16 protein-coding genes and 1 riboswitch are annotated in these 17,473 nt (G+C 46.0%); of the genes, 6 read left to right on the forward strand and 10 right to left on the reverse strand.

The window, feature by feature from the left end:
• Nucleotides 1-59: 59 nt before the first annotated feature.
• Complete coding sequence (gene yjgA / locus vsple_RS12385; RefSeq protein ID WP_255229824.1) at nt 60-587, forward strand: ribosome biogenesis factor YjgA; 528 nt, start codon at nt 60-62, stop codon at nt 585-587.
• Between the two features lie 109 nt (nt 588-696).
• Here the strand turns inward: yjgA and thiQ are convergent, their stop codons facing one another.
• From thiQ to mpl, 5 genes are all read right to left on the reverse strand, one after another.
• Complete coding sequence (gene thiQ / locus vsple_RS12390; RefSeq protein WP_261882141.1) at nt 697-1,401, reverse strand: thiamine ABC transporter ATP-binding protein; 705 nt, start codon at nt 1,399-1,401, stop codon at nt 697-699.
• Nucleotides 1,401-2,999, reverse strand: coding sequence for a thiamine/thiamine pyrophosphate ABC transporter permease ThiP (gene thiP, locus vsple_RS12395; RefSeq protein WP_261882142.1), 1,599 nt, complete (start codon nt 2,997-2,999; stop codon nt 1,401-1,403). The genes thiQ and thiP overlap by 1 nt, the downstream gene beginning before the upstream one ends.
• A 70-nt stretch (nt 3,000-3,069) precedes the next feature.
• A complete protein-coding gene (thiB, locus tag vsple_RS12400) occupies nt 3,070-4,062 on the reverse strand; it encodes a thiamine ABC transporter substrate binding subunit (protein ID WP_261882143.1) in 993 nt (330 codons plus the stop codon).
• A gap of 52 nt (nt 4,063-4,114) precedes the next feature.
• Nucleotides 4,115-4,234, reverse strand: a riboswitch (TPP riboswitch).
• Nucleotides 4,235-4,277: 43 nt separating this feature from the next.
• Nucleotides 4,278-4,901, reverse strand: a complete 624-nt coding sequence (locus tag vsple_RS12405; RefSeq protein WP_261882144.1) for a flavin prenyltransferase UbiX — start codon at nt 4,899-4,901, stop codon at nt 4,278-4,280.
• Between the two features lie 39 nt (nt 4,902-4,940).
• Complete coding sequence (gene mpl / locus vsple_RS12410) at nt 4,941-6,299, reverse strand: UDP-N-acetylmuramate:L-alanyl-gamma-D-glutamyl-meso-diaminopimelate ligase (protein ID WP_261882145.1); 1,359 nt, start codon at nt 6,297-6,299, stop codon at nt 4,941-4,943.
• 268 nt (nt 6,300-6,567) lie between these two features.
• Here mpl and fbp point away from each other — a divergent pair, with 268 nt between their 5' ends.
• Nucleotides 6,568-7,584, forward strand: coding sequence for a class 1 fructose-bisphosphatase (gene fbp, locus vsple_RS12415; protein ID WP_032553284.1), 1,017 nt, complete (start codon nt 6,568-6,570; stop codon nt 7,582-7,584).
• A 75-nt stretch (nt 7,585-7,659) separates the two neighbouring features.
• Here fbp and vsple_RS12420 read toward each other — a convergent pair whose 3' ends face one another.
• The 4 genes from vsple_RS12420 to tamA all read right to left on the reverse strand — a co-directional run bounded on the left by vsple_RS12420 (nt 7,660) and on the right by tamA (nt 13,923).
• Nucleotides 7,660-8,010 carry a DUF2799 domain-containing protein gene (locus vsple_RS12420; RefSeq protein ID WP_255229818.1) on the reverse strand — a complete coding sequence of 117 codons (351 nt, stop codon included), beginning with the start codon at nt 8,008-8,010 and terminating at the stop codon, nt 7,660-7,662.
• Nucleotides 8,011-8,089: 79 nt separating this feature from the next.
• A complete protein-coding gene (locus tag vsple_RS12425; RefSeq protein ID WP_255229817.1) occupies nt 8,090-8,437 on the reverse strand; it encodes a gamma-glutamylcyclotransferase family protein in 348 nt (115 codons plus the stop codon).
• A 24-nt stretch (nt 8,438-8,461) separates the two neighbouring features.
• A complete protein-coding gene (tamB, locus tag vsple_RS12430; RefSeq protein WP_261882146.1) occupies nt 8,462-12,214 on the reverse strand; it encodes an autotransporter assembly complex protein TamB in 3,753 nt (1,250 codons plus the stop codon).
• Nucleotides 12,211-13,923 (reverse strand): autotransporter assembly complex protein TamA, encoded by a 1,713-nt coding sequence (gene tamA / locus vsple_RS12435; RefSeq protein ID WP_261882147.1) that lies wholly within the window; start codon nt 13,921-13,923, stop codon nt 12,211-12,213. Before tamA ends, tamB begins: the two co-directional genes overlap by 4 nt.
• Nucleotides 13,924-14,091: 168 nt before the next feature.
• Here tamA and msrA point away from each other — a divergent pair, with 168 nt between their 5' ends.
• Together msrA and vsple_RS12445 are read left to right on the forward strand one after the other, a co-directional pair.
• Nucleotides 14,092-14,721, forward strand: a complete 630-nt coding sequence (gene msrA / locus vsple_RS12440; RefSeq protein WP_261882148.1) for a peptide-methionine (S)-S-oxide reductase MsrA — start codon at nt 14,092-14,094, stop codon at nt 14,719-14,721.
• Nucleotides 14,722-14,825: 104 nt separating this feature from the next.
• A protein-coding gene (locus tag vsple_RS12445; protein ID WP_261881532.1) for an IS3 family transposase occupies nt 14,826-16,030 on the forward strand; the annotation gives its coding sequence in 2 pieces (ribosomal slippage) (nt 14,826-15,195 and nt 15,195-16,030; 1,206 coding nt in all).
• Between the two features lie 54 nt (nt 16,031-16,084).
• Here vsple_RS12445 and vsple_RS12450 read toward each other — a convergent pair.
• Nucleotides 16,085-16,285, reverse strand: coding sequence for a DUF1107 family protein (locus vsple_RS12450; protein ID WP_255229813.1), 201 nt, complete (start codon nt 16,283-16,285; stop codon nt 16,085-16,087).
• A 252-nt stretch (nt 16,286-16,537) separates the two neighbouring features.
• Between vsple_RS12450 and vsple_RS12455 the strand changes: the two genes are divergently transcribed.
• Together vsple_RS12455 and vsple_RS12460 are read left to right on the forward strand one after the other, a co-directional pair.
• Nucleotides 16,538-17,089, forward strand: a complete 552-nt coding sequence (locus vsple_RS12455) for a YtfJ family protein (RefSeq protein ID WP_255229812.1) — start codon at nt 16,538-16,540, stop codon at nt 17,087-17,089.
• An 88-nt stretch (nt 17,090-17,177) separates the two neighbouring features.
• Nucleotides 17,178-17,468 (forward strand): DUF2607 family protein, encoded by a 291-nt coding sequence (locus vsple_RS12460; protein WP_420833806.1) that lies wholly within the window; start codon nt 17,178-17,180, stop codon nt 17,466-17,468.
• Nucleotides 17,469-17,473 lie beyond the last annotated feature (5 nt).

Consider the following 17,473-nt stretch of genomic DNA (forward strand, 5'->3'; position numbering starts at 1 on the left):
CAAGATTCTTGCTAAAATAGCGGATATATTCGATTGAGATAGTGATATAGGCAAATAAGATGGCTCGCAAAAACCAAAAAGCCCCGTGGGAACCAGAAGAAGAAATCATCTGGGTAAGTAAGACGGAAATGAAAGAGGACATGGAAGCGCTGCAAAAGTTGGGCGAGGAACTCGTGGAGCTTAAGCCTTCTGTACTAGAGAAGTTCCCTCTGTCTGAAGATTTGGCGGAAGCGATTAAAGATGCACAACGCTTTAAAAATGAAGCGAAACGTCGTCAACTGCAGTACATCGGTAAAGTGATGCGCAACGAAGATCCAGAGCCAATTCAAGCGGCTCTAGATAAAGTTCGTAACAAACACTCTCAAGCAACCGCTGAGCTGCACAAGCTTGAGCAATTACGCGACCGTATTGTTGAAGACGGTGATACAGCTATCTCTGAAGTGGTTGAAGCGCACCCTGAAGCAGACCGTCAGCGTCTACGTCAATTAGCGCGTCAGGCAAACAAAGAGAAAAAAGCGGGTAAGCCGGCAAAAGCGTACCGCGAGATCTTCCAAGTTCTAAAAGAACTTAAGCAAGACGAGCTATAAGACTCATCACGCGATCAACAAAGCCTAGCTTCTGCTAGGCTTTTTCATATCTGCGTACTTGCTACTAAGCTCCATATAAATTATAAGCTCAATATTTTAGGTCGAAAGATCACTCGCCAGCACGGACAAAAGAGGCCAATTCAGGCTGTGGGTGTTGCGCTGTGAGTGCATCTATCGCCTCCGCCACCAACACCTGCCCTTTAGCCACAAAGGCAAACTTGTTAGCAATACTGCGAGCATCTCCTAGGTGGTGAGTCACCATGATTACCGTAACATTTCGTTCCGCGGCTAGTTGTTTCACCAAGGCTAACATCTCTTCTCGCAACAAAGGGTCCAGCGCAGAGAATGGTTCGTCTAACAACCAAATAGGGTGTGGCTGCACAAAACACCGAGCTAATGCGACACGCTGACGCTGTCCACCAGAAAGATGCTCCGGTAATCGATCAAGATACTGTTCGACACCGACTTGCTCTGCCGCTTGTTGTACTTGCTGTTGCTGCGCTTTGGTTAGTTTAAGGCCTGGGTGCAGCCCTAAGCCGATATTTTCTCTAACCGTAAGGTGCGCAAACAAATTGTGCTCTTGAAATAACATAGCAAGTGGACGCTGGTAAGCATCCAAACCAACAAGCGATTGACCGGAAACCGAAATAGCGCCTGATGACGGTTCTATGAATCCCGCAATCAATGCCAGCAAGGTCGACTTACCCGCACCACTCGGCCCCATCAAGGCAACAACATCACCTTGTTCAGCCATAAAATCAAAATGAAACAGCTCCTGATGATAGTGGTAATCAACCTCTTGCATCACTAACATTAGGCACCTCTCTGGTTAGATGTTCGAGTAAATAAGAATTCAATTAAACTAAAGCTGCCAACGCTCAGCATCAGCAAGCTCACTGAAACCACAGCAGCAGCCTCCATCTGATAACTGCCTAGTAACTGGAATAGATACAGAGGGAGAGTTCTAAAATCGGCACTGCCAAACAGTGCAATGGCACTCAAGTCCCCCATCGACAACATGAAACTAATCGAGAAGGCTTGCGCCATAGGTTTACGCAGCGCTCGCCACTCCACCAGCTTAAACCGGTGCCAACCTTTCATACCTAAACTCGCGCACAAATACTGATATTGCTGAGCAACGTGCAGCATCGGCTGAGCTAAGTTTTTGATCACATACGGGAGCGCCATTAAGCTATTAACGGCAATCACAACAAAAAAGGCCAAGCTAAACACGTCGGTTATCGAACGTAACAGCAGGAAGATACCAGTACTCACCACTAAGCCGGGGGTCACCAATATAATAGTACCTATCAATTCGATCTTATCGGCGCGAAATGACTTGTTTTGCAAGCGCCATGCTCGACTGGTCATCAAAATGGCCACTCCAACCAAAAGCGCAATCACACTCGCACTGAGCGCTACTTTCAATGAATTAAACAAAGCTAACCAAAACGGTTCACTGGTTAACACCGCCATCGCTTCACTGTTTAAGCCACCCACAATGACCATCAACAGTGGCGGTAAAACCAGTAATGAGGCTACGATGATCCAAAAGCTGTCCCAAGCTTTTGAGCTATAGGTGTCCTTAACCAAAAACTTCGCTTCAGACAGTTGACCAACGCTGACAGAAACAGGCTTAGAAAGGCGTTGAATACTCACCGCTAGTACACCACAGAGTAGCATCTGCCATATCGCTAGTAGAGCACCGGCTTGCAGATCAAAATCAAATTTAATCGCTTGATAGATAGCAAGCTCGATGGTTGTCGACTTAGGACCACCGCCCAATGCCATCACAGTTGCAAAACTGGTAAAGCAGAGCATAAAGACTAAACCACACACATGCGGCAGCTGCTGCTTAAGGCGCGGCCATTCAACCCACTTAAATTTATCCCAGTGACTCATTCCAAGGTGTGCACATAACTTGTGTTGCTCAACCGGAACCGTATCTAAAGCTTGTAACAACAATCGACTTGCATAAGGCAGATTGAAAAAGACATGCGCAAGCAAAATGCCATTCAACCCATAGATAGAAAATGGCAAGTCCATATCAATAGCTTGAAGCAGTTTCGCCAGCCAACCACTATTACCATAGATGGCCAAAATACCAAATACGCCGACCAATACTGGCAGAACCAAAGTGGAAGCAAACAGCCTTAGCAGTAGGGAACGACCTGGGAATTGGCGGCGAGATAAGGCATGTGCCACAGGAACCGCAAATACAACGCTCAATAACATGGATAGCGTTGCTTGATAAAAACTGAATTTGGTAACGTGCCAGTAATATGGATCAGACCATACTTGGCTGATATCAAGAGAAGGGGCATTGCTTAGCAATGCCCCTACTGATGAAACCACAAAGGCGGTAATGGTCAACGCGACCCAAATACCCACCTTAGGTGTATTCTTTAACATAAAGAGTGATTATCTCGATGTTGAGCCTCTAATGGGAATAGAGGCTCAATGCCCAACATCGGGCTCTTAATTAAAAAGTCAGGGCGTTTTGCCACTCACGAATCCACGGCTTGCGCTTCTCAGCCACTTCTTCAGAAGTGAAGCTTAGGGATTTATTAGGCATCGTCAGCTGTTCAAACCCTTTTGGTAGCTCGACATCCGTCACTGGGTACATCCAGTTGCCCGTTGGCATCGCCGATTGGAATTCGTCACTCAGAATGAACGCCATGAACTCATCAGCTAGCTTCTCATTATCGCTGCCTTTCACTTTTGCAGCCACTTCAACTTGCGTGTAATGACCTTCCGCAAAATCAGCAGACGCATATTTCGTGTCACTCTCAGCGATGATGTGGTAAGCCGGAGAAGTCGTGTATGAGAGCACCATATCTGACTCACCCTCAAGGAACATAGAGTAAGCTTCAGACCAGCCTTTAGTCACAGTAACGGTTTTCTTGGAAAGCTGTTTCCACGCTTGAGTTGCATCGTCGCCATAAACCGACTTCATCCACAGCATCAGACCTTGGCCTGGCGTTGAAGTACGCGGATCTTGGTAAATCACCTTGAGATCGTCACGCTGTTCAACCAACTCTTTCAAGCTCTTAGGTGGGTTTGATAGCTTTTCTGTGTTGTAGATAAATGAGAAGTAACCGAAGTCATAAGGAACAAAGGTGCTGTCATCCCAGCCATTAGGTAGCACTACCGAAGAGGTATCGACACTATGCTCGGCAAGTAGACCCGTTTTCTTCGCTTCCGCCATTAGGTTTTGATCAAGGCCAAGCACCACATCGGCTTTGCTATTGCCACCCTCTAGACGCAAGCGGTTTAGAATTGATACTCCGTCTTCCAGCGCAACAAAGTTCACATCACAGCCACATTTCTCTTCAAATGCTTTCTCTACAGCAGGACGCGGGCCCCAGTCTGCAGCGAAAGAATCATAAGTATATACCGTAAGAGTATTATCGGACGCTAGTGCGGAAAAAGAAGCCGCTGTAGTAACAGCAAGAGTGGTTAATGCAAATTTCACTGGACGCTCTCCGTGGTCTGAGCGGCACAGGCTTGAGGGAGGACAATGGAAACGTACTGCCTAACTCAATTCCTACGCCAGCATTATCTGGTTCAGGTTTACGGGTCCCAAGTTGACACTTGATCTCAGCCACCATTCATTATTTGAATGGTTAGCTCCCCGATGAGTAAGCAGAATTGTAATTGTATTTTAACCAATAAGCTACAAAGTTCGCCTTAATGACGCTGATCGTAGCCCCATCTTGGTACTAAACCCTGCTCTATCCCTAGGTGGTCAAGAATGCGAGCTACCATGAAATCGACAAGGTCATCGATCGATTTTGGCTGATGATAGAAACCCGGAGCCGCTGGCATGATGGTCACTCCCATCGTCGAGAGTTTGTGCATATTTTCCAAGTGTAGCGTCGAGAATGGCGTCTCTCGAACCACTAACAACAACTGACCGCGCTCTTTCATAACGACATCGGCAGCGCGTTCAATCAAGTTATCAGACATGCCGTGAGCTATCGATGCAACGCTTCCTGCTGAACATGGGCAAACCACCATCTGCTTAGGCGCGGCAGAGCCTGAAGCAACAGGAGAGAACCAATCGTCTTTACCGCACACCACCAAACGGTCAGGATCGCAGTTCAGGTATTTGACCAACACTGCTTTGGCCGCATCAGGGCCTGAAGGCAGCTTGAGATCATGTTCGGTCGCTAGCACTACTCTCGCAGCCGACGATATTAACAGGTATACCTTATAATCAGCGGCAAGTAGGCACTCTAATAAGCGCAAGCCGTATGGGGCACCAGAAGCGCCGGTGAATGCGAGGGTAATCGCTTTACTCTGTTTGGTCATGATCTCTTGTACTTCTTAAATCGATTAGAACGCGTGTATTTAACCTTTGGCCGCCAATCCATCAAGCAATTTCTGATGTATACCACCAAAACCACCATTGCTCATCACTAAGATTTGGTCACCCGGTTGCGCTTGCTCAATAATGCTCGTGACTAAAGAATCTAGATCGTCACTGACAATAGCGGGCTGATGACAAGCGTCTGCGACCTCTTGAACCGACCAATCGATGTTATCTGGTTGGAACAAGAAAGTGCGGTCCGCTTGCTTCAACGAATCGGCAAGGGTTTCTTTATGCACGCCTCGCTTCATCGTAGCAGAGCGAGGCTCCAATACGGCGATAATTTTACTGTTGCCTACCTTATTACGTAGGCCACCTAGAGTGAGTTCAATTGCCGTTGGGTGATGCGCAAAATCGTCGTATACCGTAACTCCAGCCACTTCCCCTTTTAGCTCTAAACGACGCTTGGTATTGATAAACTTGGCCAAAGACTCACACGCCAGGTCGGGAGTCACGCCGACATGTCTAGCGGCAGCGATCGCCATCAAAGCATTATTGACGTTGTGATCCCCCACCAACGGCCATTCAACCTGGCCGACACATTCACCTTGGAACAACACGTTGAACTGCGAGCCATCTTTGACTCGCTTTTCAGCACGCCAATCCGCCTCTTCACCCGCAAATTCCGTTTCACTCCAACACCCGCGAGACAATACATCCTCAAGAGCACGATCCTGTTGAGGAGCAAAAATTCGCCCATTGCCCGGAACAGTACGAATCAAGTGATGGAATTGACGTTTAATCGCCTCCAAATCGTCGAAAATATCCGCATGGTCAAACTCAAGATTGTTCATTACCAAGGTTCTCGGGTGGTAATGAACAAACTTAGAACGCTTATCAAAAAAAGCACTGTCGTACTCATCGGCCTCAACCACAAAGAACATGCTTTCACCCAGTCGAGCAGAGATACCAAAGTTACCCAACACTCCTCCAACTAAGAAGCCAGGCGCATAACCACAATCTTCTAAAATCCACGCTAGCATACTGGCTGTTGTGGTTTTTCCATGAGTGCCCGAAACCGCCAGAACCCAGCGGTCATGCAGCAGGAACTCTTGTAACCACTGTGGACCCGAGGTGTATTTCAGGTTGTTATCTAGTACATATTCAACACAAGGATTACCGCGACTCATCGCATTGCCAATCACCACTAGATCGGGTCTTGGCTCCAGTTGGCTCGGGTCAAAACCTTCAATAATATCGATGCCTTGTGACTCTAATAGTGTGCTCATTGGTGGGTAAACATTGGCATCACAACCTGTCACTTTGTGACCTAATTGACGGGCTAATACCGCTGCACCACCCATAAAGGTGCCGCAAATTCCTAAGATATGAATATGCATATATCGCTTCCAAAAACGGGCAAAAAGACTGCTTTATTAATCAAGATTATGTGCATTTCTTATCATGAATCGCCCAATAAAAGCGAGCCTCAATGCAAAACAAATCCAGTCGACATTCTAAGTGAGATCTGTGTCGCTTACTTCATTACCATTAAAAAGATCTTAAGTTTAAAATCTGGGTAAGCGACTAGATGAATAATGCCCGCTCAAGAGGCAACCCAATAGCGCTTGAATCCCCCAATTATTCAGAGAAGTTTAAGGAAATAACATGTCTGAGATGCGCACCCTTGGTGAGTTCATTGTTGAGAAACAAAGTGACTTTCCCCATGCAAGTGGTGATCTATCATCCCTTTTATCGTCGATCCGTCTTGCTGCGAAAATCGTTAACCGAGAAATCAATAAAGCGGGTCTTGTCGACATTACAGGTGCTGTCGGCACCGACAACGTACAAGGTGAAGCACAACAGAAGCTTGATCTGTACGCAAATGACAAATTCAAAGCAGCTCTGGAAGCGCGTGACCAAGTATGTGGTGTAGCGAGCGAAGAGGAAGACGAAGCGGTAGCTTTCAACAAAGAGTTGAACAAAAACGCTAAATACGTAGTGCTAATGGACCCTCTAGATGGTTCATCAAATATCGATGTAAACGTGTCTGTAGGTACGATCTTCTCGATCTACCGTCGCGTATCGCCTATCGGTACACCACCAACTCAAGAAGACTTCCTTCAGCCTGGCAACAAACAAGTTGCAGCGGGCTACGTAATCTATGGCTCTTCAACCATGCTGGTTTACACAACCGGTAATGGCGTGAACGGCTTCACTTACGACCCATCGCTGGGCACTTTCTGTCTTTCTCACGAAAACATGATGATCCCTGATGAAGGTAAAATCTACTCAATCAATGAAGGCAACTACATTCGTTTCCCAACGGGTGTGAAGAAGTACATCAAGTACTGCCAAGAGAATGAGCCAAGTGACAACCGCCCATACACATCCCGTTATATTGGTTCTTTGGTATCAGATTTCCACCGTAACCTTCTGAAAGGCGGCATTTATCTGTACCCAAGTACGCAAAGCCACCCGAACGGTAAACTGCGTCTTCTATATGAGTGCAACCCAATTGCTTTCATCATGGAACAAGCAGGCGGCGTAGCTTCTGATGGTGTTCAGCGCATTATGGACATCAAGCCAACCGAACTACACCAACGTGTGCCATTCTTTGTTGGCTCAAAGAATATGGTAAACAAAGTTGAAGAGTTCCTTGAGCTAAACCGAGACGAAGCTTAAAGCTTAATTTTCTCAGATACTAAAAAGCCAGTACTCGTGCGTACTGGCTTTGTTGTATTTAAACTTTGGTAAGATTTAGCGAAGGTCAATTTTAGACTGCGCGCCACCTTCAAACTTAATACGGAACCACTTGTCGATATCATCACAGATACCAAAGTACTGCTCACCTTTGCGGCCTAAGGATCTTGGATTCTGAGAGCAATATTCAATTCGACCAGCCTCGTACCCTTTATCATAAGCAGCATAAAGATCAGGACCAACTGCTGACTCTGCCGACTTTGACAATGTCGCTTGATCTTTTTTCGTGTACCCCTTCATCGCAGTTTGCTCACCAAACAGCTGCCAATCGTCAACATTCGACGTAGATGGTGGAGATTGCGCACAACCGAAAAGTACAACAGAAAACACCAACACTAAATATTTCATAATTTCCTCCTACTAGAGAGACTCATTGAGATTCTTACTACTACGTCGGAACTTTACTCCTAGTTCATACTTCAAACGCTTATTCTCGTTTACACCAGTCACCCGTAAGAATCTCTCGCTGCTCAGATAAATCATACTGATACAAATAAACCCACGCTAATCCAAATATAGTCTCAATTTGTTCACGACGATACTCAGTAGGTACATCTTCGAGTCGATCGAGCGAAGCCAAAACATAGTCGCTCACTATATAGACCTCCCCAAGCACTTTTTTCTTTCCGAATATCATGCCCGGATATGAGCCCAAATCGTACAGCGCAAATTGAGGTGGAGTTACCCAATCGCCTAGCTTCTCACTCTGTTTTAAAAAATGATGGTTATGCTGCCCTTTTCTCAGCGTCCCATAAACAAACACAAGGTGTGACATGGTCAGTTCCAGCCTATCCACTCATTACTCAAACTCGAATTGATAAAGCAGGTCTACCGCGCTGTCAACGCCAGAAACTGCCTCTAAATACAGGTCTTGCATCAAACGGTAACGCACAGTGAACTCTCCCAAAGAGTCGAAAATGCCAACACCATACTTCACTTGCAGACCCGGAAGAATATAACCACTTACGGTTACTTGTGAGTCATCCCCTGAGCCCGCGGTGTCAAGTTGAAGGTCTTGGACACCAAAAGCCTCACCTATCTCGCCCACCACTTTACCACTCTTGGCCAAGCTTAAACCGATTAAGGTTGTGGTCATCGAACCGCTGCCCGCTTCACCATCAATATCTTGCCCACGAAGTAAGTATGACAAAGCATTGGCTTGTGGCATCGACGGTTCTGAGTAGATATCAATTTTTGGCTCAGTTGCTGGCCCTGTCACTCTCACACCTGCGGTCACGTCATCTTGTGTATTGTCAGGATTTCGAATGGCATTGATCGCAACATAGGGTTGGTCTGGTGGGCCATTCATTAAGATCTTGCCCTCTTCAATGATCAAATCCTGTCCAAATGATCGATACGTACCATCAACAATGTTGACTTCACCTGTAATGAAAGGCCCTTGGTCTCTTTGAGCAACATTCAGTTTACCTACCAGGCCACCTTCAAGACCAAATGCAGACAGTTTAAAATCATCACCGATGGAGATATTAATATTGGTTTCGACATTAAACGGTACTTGAGTTTCACCCTCAGGTTGCAGATCTTTGTTAAGAATCACCTGATCTGAAGATACGCCAACGGCACTTGGAGGAAGCTCTTCAACAACAATACGTCCCCACGGCAGTGCAACATCACCAGTAATACGCGCAAGCTTTGGCGAAACATCAATTGTCATGTCCGGCACAACTTTGACTTTGACCATCGGTGGTACATCCACCATCAAAGAGTCGGCAAACACTCGTACCTGAGTACTCCACGCCTCAAGATCTTGCCATTGCCCGTTGCCTTCAACGTCCAATTGACCATCAGAAGTAACAATCGCTGCATCTAGGTTGGCACTGTAACCATCGAAGTCGAGCCCGATGCGGCCATCTGTAATATCCACAGGTGTCACATCGCCCTTCATTTGCATACCATCTACGGTAAACGAGCCAAACACTTGAGGGTGCATTAGAGAGCCTTTCACTTTAAGGTCACTCAATAGGTTTGCTTGTAACAAGCTGTATTCACCTAACAATGGTGCTAGAAAATCAAGATGGAAAGTACTGAGCTGCAGCGCGGCGTCTACCTGTTTATCTTCTACTACAACGTCTGGCAAGACCAACGAACCGGTTAGGTCACCATTGTCAGTGACATCAAGAAGCCAATCTGCCTCAAGTCGATTGTCTTTCAGCTTGGCATTCACTTGAATGTTCTCCCAACCTAATTTAATCGACTCTCCCACATCTTGAACGACTTGTCCTTTCGGCAGTGATACTTGAGCGCTTACTTGAGGCGCCAGTTTCGCATCCCACTTAGCCTCAGCTAGTACATTAACTGAACCTGTGAGCTGGGTTGTATTGGGAATAAACTGCTTAACCTGCTCAAAATCGAAGTCAGTTATCGTAAGCTTTGCAGCACCAGACTTACCTGCTCGAATATCTTCAGCTAAACAAACACTTGAGCCTGCTTGCAACCAGCAGTGCGCCGCGACATCCGCAAACTGCTTATCAATATCCGCAGTGATAGCCACTGGCTTCTCAAGTCGCCATGGTCCCTGCTCCGTTGAAAGCGTCATACGCTCAAGTGCACCTTTCCAAACCATTGATGGCTCTTGAATCAGTTCACCTGAGATAGCGAGACTGGTTGAGACAATGTCCGATACAACATCGAGAGTGAGCTCATGTTCTTTCTCACCACCGTCTACTCGCAGTTCAACGCTCTCAACTTTCTGATCTTGATAACTGATCCCATTCGCTTTAAGCACGATATCAGCTTGAGGCGCAGGCAGTGGTGTAACAGAACCATTCAAAGCTAAGCTATTAAGGGTCGCTTCGGCCTTCCATTTAACGCTATTGATGTTCAGACTTAAATCAACATTAGGCTCTTTCATTGGCCCAGATAACGCGATATCACCAACCAATTTACCCCTTAAGTCAGGAACACTTTTCGACAATTTAGGGAAGTTAAGAGCAACATTCATATCCCATTGCTTATCAAGCTTACCTATTACATTGATGGCGTTAACGCCGTGCGATAGACGCAGTCCTGATGTTTGAACGCTCGGCTCACCAGAGGCTGTTTTATCTGATGCCGACAGCTCGCCTTTGATGTTGAGTGGGTACTCTCTTAAGATGCCATCAATATCTACAATTGGTAGCTCTACTTGCCATCCACCCGCTTCCGTTAGGCTACCCGATGTCTCGAGGGCGCCGCTGATATCCCCTTCAGCTTCTGGCCATTGCAAACCGGGCTGAATATGCTGCAAACCGATATCCGCTTGCCAATTCACAAGGTCTTTCCAGCTGGCTTTCACCGCCCCCGTGACATGCCCACCCAGTGTCGCAATATCAAGGCGCTGCAAGTCAATATGCTCAGTGCTACCTGCACCTTCAACATCAAGGCTGATATCTGGGATATCTTTACCCTTGGCATTCGCATCTAGATTGAGCTGGAAACCTTCCAGTGAGCCGTTGGTTTTTAATTGTTTGATCGCAACCTGATAATCGCTATTGCCCTTCAAGGGCCATTGCGCCTGAGCATCATTCAATTCTAGGTCAAAAGGCAGTGTCGGCTCTAAAGGTTTAAGTTCGCCAGATAGCTTCGCTTCAATCAGCTCAGTTAAGGTGGCATCCAGAGTGAGCTCTTCCACACTACCTCTTGCTGATAGTTGGAGCTGTTGCCCCGCCGCATCGGTCTCTTTAACCAAGGCTGAGAGATCAAGATCAAGAGGGTAGCCACCTTTCAATTGTACTTTTGCCTTTAGGTCAGCCTCTGCCTGTGGCATATCCAACTCAAGAGTTTGTACATCGACAGTATGCTTACCCGCTTTCACTTTGAGCCCTAGGTGATTGACGATGACTGGCGTCTCTTGCTCAAGCTTAAAGCGATTTAAATCAAAGCGTTTAAGTACGACATTCAACGGAATCCATACTTCTGGTAACACTATCGCTTCGGCTTCTTTGACTGTTTCCGATTTTACTTCTTCTTCAAGAGAAGGCTCAGTTTCAGCGAGCTTGACGGTGAGATCATCGAACACAGTAGGAGAGATGGTCAGCACATCTCCCTTCATATTCATCGCCGTGGAAAAACGTTGCCAATCGATCTTGTTTCCTAGGATATCTAGAGAGATATCCTCAAAATTGACTCGATTCAATGTGATCGGTAATGGCGTTGAGATAGAGGTTAATGGCGCTGTAGGCTGTGGCTCTTCTTCCGCTGGCGGCAATTCAGTAAAGGTAAAATCTAGGCCTTGTAAAGTCAGATCCTCAACGCAGACTTGAGGATCCAATAGACATCTTGGGTTGATCGCCAGCTCAATCTTTTCAAGCTGGGTATTGATGTGCAGGCTTTCATCGACAAATTGAACGTTGTAAAGGCTAAAACGGGGAAAAAGCGCCCCTTTAGTACTCTCGACTTTCAGTTGTGGTAAAGCCTTCTCCGCCCCCCAAAGCGCCACATTTAAGCCCGGATTGGTAAAAAGAGCGAGACCCACTAAGGTCAATATAAGCAGCAAAATAGAGACGATTGAAATCGAAGTCCATTTGAAAATTCTGCCAATCACTTTAATCATAACTCAGGCCCTAAAGTGAAGTGTATTTGGAATTCATCACCAGGTTTAGCATCAAGCCCCCACGCAAAATCGAGACTCACGGGTCCGACGGGTGAAGCCCAACGGATACCGACACCAGTACCCGCTTTTAGATCGGGTGTGTCATTAAAGGCGTCACCAATATCATAGAACATGGCCCCCCACCAGTTGCCAAATAGACGATATTGATATTCAAAGCTTGCTGTGGTCATAAATTTTGCGCCCGTCAAAGCACCGCTCTCATCTCTGGGAGAGACAGATTCGAAGCCATAACCACGCAGGCTATTATCACCACCGACGAAGAATCGCAGAGATGGCGATAGCTTTTCAAACTCATCCGCAAAGTTGGCGCCATACTCTAAACGGGTTAAACCACGATGGTTTTCGCCAAGGCTGCGAATCCAAGCTGTACTGCCCTGGAAACGAATCACCTTAGTTTCAGAAAGCAGCGAATCATCCCCCGCTTCCAACATAATGGTCTGCTTGTCACCCCACATCGGCATCGCACCACCGCGAGTGCGTGTACGAGAAAAGGAGATTCCCGGCAGCACAAATTGCGCGATATCATCTTGAAGACCTTGCTCATAGTTCTCTAGTAGGTAGCGGACAAAAACCGTGCGCTGCCAACCGTTGTCGAGACGCCAAAAACGCTCAAGTTTCAGGTTGGACTCCAAGCTCTTAGTGTCGCGATTGTCAACGTTCTTCATACCATATGTGACTTGGTAATAGTCATTAAGCACATCATCAAGCGGTATTCTGTAGCTCGCGGTAACCGTCTGTTCTGGTTTAGAGATAGATAGGCTGCTATTGAAGCTGTGCCCACTGGTATTCACCCACGGTTTTTTCCACTTCAGGCTGCCTTTAAGCCCTAAGTCGGTAGAAACACCGATACCGGTTTCGAGCTGATTTCGAGCTTGAGGCGCTAGGCTCACCTTCATTGGTATTTCACGACCACTCCCCAAATCATCGAGGTCCGGTTCAACAAATACGGAGGAGAACCAGTCGGTGTTAGACAAATTTTGGTTGTACTCTCCCACCTTCGCGATGTCATAAGGCTGACCTTGTTCGAACGGCTTCAATGAGTGGACTTTGTCCTCTTCGATCTGGCTGCCTGTGATGGTTGTTTCACCAAAGTGATAACGAATGCCACTGTCGTAGTGTAAACGCACATAAGCGCGATTAAGCTCAGGTGCAACTTCCAGACGGCTCAATCCGTAGCTACCATCAAAGTACCCCTTTGCTAAACCTAAGTTACGCATTGATGATTTAAGTGAATCGTAACGACTATGATTCAGTATCTCGCCTTCTTGAAGGTTACTTTTAGCAACTAATGCTAGGAAATCAGGGTCGTTCCCCGCTTCTCCTGAGATAACGATATCCGAGGTGTCGATAACTACAGGTTCACCAGGCTTGACGTTTACTAAGAGTTCGCTTTCATCTTCAGAAGGCGTAAAAGTGATCTCTGGATGGTAATAACCCAAAGCACTCACCGCTTCTTTGATCATCGATTCTAAACGAGATTGAAAACGCAGAGATACCGAATACTCTTCTTCCGGAATAGCGCTCAGATAGGCATCAACATTGTCTTCAAGCGCCCCATCCAGCCCCTCTATTTCGAGAGAGACATCGGCAAAGGCAAGGCTTGAAGAGAGCACTGCGCCAATCAGAACTGGTAAAGTTTTTCTTATCATGTTTAATTGGGGGAAGTTATCAATACGTTAAGAATCAAAGGGAAATCATACCGCTAATTCAATAGCGCGTCTGTAATAATTCAAGCAATAAAACGGTCTAATTTAAAGGGTTAGTCGTATATTTAAAGACGGTTAAAGCGTATAGATACCTCTACAAGGAACTCAATCATGCTCAACAAACAACAAATGGTTTCAGAAGCAACAGCTTTGCCTGGGAACCCACATCCCATCACAATCTCAGAACCACATTTCGTTAATCAGAGTGATCTGCTTGCTCCACCCACCTCAGGGCAGCAAGAGATACTCCTTGGTCTTGGGTGTTTTTGGGGTGCTGAGCGCCTGTTTTGGCAACTTGAAGGCGTTGTGTCGACCTCAGTGGGGTATGCAGGCGGCTTCACTCACAATCCGACCTATCAACAAGTTTGTACGGGTCAGACAGGCCACACGGAAGTTGTGCGCGTGGTCTTTGAGCCCACTATTTTGCCGCTTGAAAAACTGCTTAAAACTTTCTGGGAAAGTCATGACCCAACCCAAGGCATGCGCCAAGGGAATGATCTAGGCACTCAGTATCGCTCTGCGATCTACACTTTTAGCGACCAACAGCAAGCTATTGCTGAGTCTTCAAAAATGAGCTATCAACAAGCGATGCAAGCCGCGCGAGGTTCAGAGATCACAACTGAAGTGCAGCCAGCCGGTGAGTACTTTTATGCTGAGGATTACCACCAGCAATACCTTGCTAAAAATCCAAACGGTTATTGCGGATTAGGCGGAACAGGGGTTTGCTTCCCGCCTCAGTAACCGTTAGAAACAAAAAAGGGCTTTGATATATCAAGCCCTTTCATTTCAGCGTGACCCGTCCTAAATAAGGTTGACACTCCCCAAGCAGAAAATTGGAGAGTGTTATGAAATCAATAACTAGACGAACTCAATGTGATTACTCCCTCGCTTTTAAATTGGATGTTGTTGATCAAGTCGAGCGAGGTGAACTGACTTACAAACAAGCACAAGACAAGTACGGCATACAAGGTTGTTCTACAGTATTAGTGTGGCTCCGAAAGCACGGTCGACTTGATTGGTCTGGGGGCACACCTCGATTCATGAAGAAAGGTTTACCTATGTCTGAATTCAATTCACCACCTACACCAGAGCAACGTATCAAAGAGTTAGAAAAGAAACTCGAGGATACCAAACTGAGGGCCGACTTCTTTGAAGAAGTAGTAAAAGTTATGGAACGAGACCATGGTGTCCGCGTCGTAAAAAAGCACAAAGGTGCGTCGTCCAAGAGCAAAACATAGCTCAGCTCACGGTGACTAGATTTTGCCAAATCATCAATATATCTAGGCAAGCATATTATAAACAGTGTCTTATTGACGATCGTAACAGGCAGCGTGACAAAGCTCTTCTGAGCTTTGTTCGTGAAACTCGCATCAAACAGGCTCGAATAGGAACGAGAAAGCTTAAGTACATGATGGAAAAAGCTGGAATGAAAGTAGGTCGGGATTATCTATTTTCTCTGCTTAAACATCATCGGCTGCTTGTGAAGGTTAAACGTGCTTACCATCGAACAACGGATAGCCATCATAGGTTTTACTGCCACCCAAATAAAATAAAGGATGGCTTTAAGCCCGAAAGACCGGAACAGTTGTGGGTTGCTGATATTACTTACCTTCCAACCTATGAGGGAAACAGTTACGTCAGTCTTATCACTGATGCCTATTCCAGAAAGATCGTCGGATACAGCGTGGATGACAACATGCAGACGAAGGCCGTAAAACAAGCTTTTATAAGAGCTTTGAGAGAACGTCGAAATCAGGAAAGCTTAATCCATCACTCAGATAGAGGCTCACAGTACTGTTCAAAGGAGTACCAAGACTTACACTCTAGGCACAAGATCGTGTGTTCCATGACTGATGGATATGACTGCTATCAAAATGCCTTGGCAGAGAGAGTAAATGGTATTTTGAAAATGGAATACTTGTTGAAGAAACCTAAAGATGTTGCTCAGGCGAGAAAAATGGTCGCCGAGTCAGTAGAAATCTATAATCAGATGAGGCCACATACGGCCTTAAAATACAAAACGCCCGATGAAGTACATCGAGCGTTTTGACTAAAAAGTGTCAACCCATATCAGGACGGGTCAGCGATTAAAAAACAATGCGTACTACATCGACATGCACGCAATGGTGCCATTCACTTCTTTAAATACATGGAGCTTTTTTTGGTCTGTCACTTCAGGAAGAAGGACTTTTCCTTGGTCGAATCTAAATTCACCGATACCTTCGATGCTAAATTGACCTTTGAATAGGACTTTAACGAAACGCGCCACTTGACGAGGGCGGTAAGTAGAAAATTCACGCAGCATAAACAACCTCAATTCCGTCTGAGTACAACAGTTTGTGATCAGCTCTTCACTTTTGAGCAAAGCACAAATAACAGCCATATCCGTTGGCTGATAGCAAAAAAATCTGTCGATTCCCTTGATATAGTTGCATTATACCCTTTAGTAACAACTCCGCAACACCTTTCAACGACGCACGATAAAAAAGTAAGCGAGGCATTTTATTTATTTCATATTATACTTCGAGAGCAAACCAACAAGCGGAACAAAAATATAATGAAAAACAAAACTCTACTGGCTTTATTAGCCGCAGCCTCTCCAATATTCGCCAATGCTCACAACCTATCGGTTGGCGATCCCCTACCACCAGTCAGCGTCACAGCTCATGGTGAAATCACCTTAAACAACGGCTCAACTGGCTACCAAGCTTGGGCAACCACAGACATGCTAGGCAAAGTACGTGTTGTTCAAGCGATTGCTGGACGCAGCAGCTCTAAAGAGCTTAACGCGCCTCTAATGGCAGCCATTACCGCGTCTAAATTCCCCGAAGATGCTTACCAAACCACAACCATCATCAATCAAGATGATGCGATTTGGGGCACAGGCTCTTTTGTGAAATCATCAGCAGAGAGCAGCAAAGAGGAGTTTCCTTGGTCTTCAATGGTACTGGATGAAGAAGGTGCCGCAGCATCCGCCTGGGAGCTGAAAGAAGAGAGCTCTGCAATTATCGTCCAAGACAAACAAGGTAAAATCCTATTTGTGAAAGAAGGGGCGTTAAGCGAAACTGAAGTCTCTGAAGTTATTCAACTTATTAAAGCTAATCTTTAATAATTATTACTTTCTTTTACAAGATTTATTGATAGGACGTTGTTATATTATAACAACGTCCTTTTTCTTTTTGGTTCAACTTATCATGATCTGGTGCGCCCACTCACTCACAACTAGACGCTCTGTCCTGTGCATGCTCGGGTTAATGATCATGTTGTCGTGGTGCGTGGCACACCACATCGTTGATGCCAATCCAGAGCACCACACTCATCACCAATGTGAACTGTTTTCCGTCAATCAGTTGGGGTTTGCGCACGATTTACCACAACTTCCTGAATTAAATATCGATTTCATTGTCCTATCCAATGAACCAGCTCGTAAGCCACAAAGACTCCACTTTGCTTATCTCGCTCGTTCACCACCCGTGAAGATGACTTAATTAAT

It is taken from the genome of Vibrio pelagius (genome assembly GCF_024347575.1).
GTDB lineage: Bacteria > Pseudomonadota > Gammaproteobacteria > Enterobacterales > Vibrionaceae > Vibrio > Vibrio pelagius.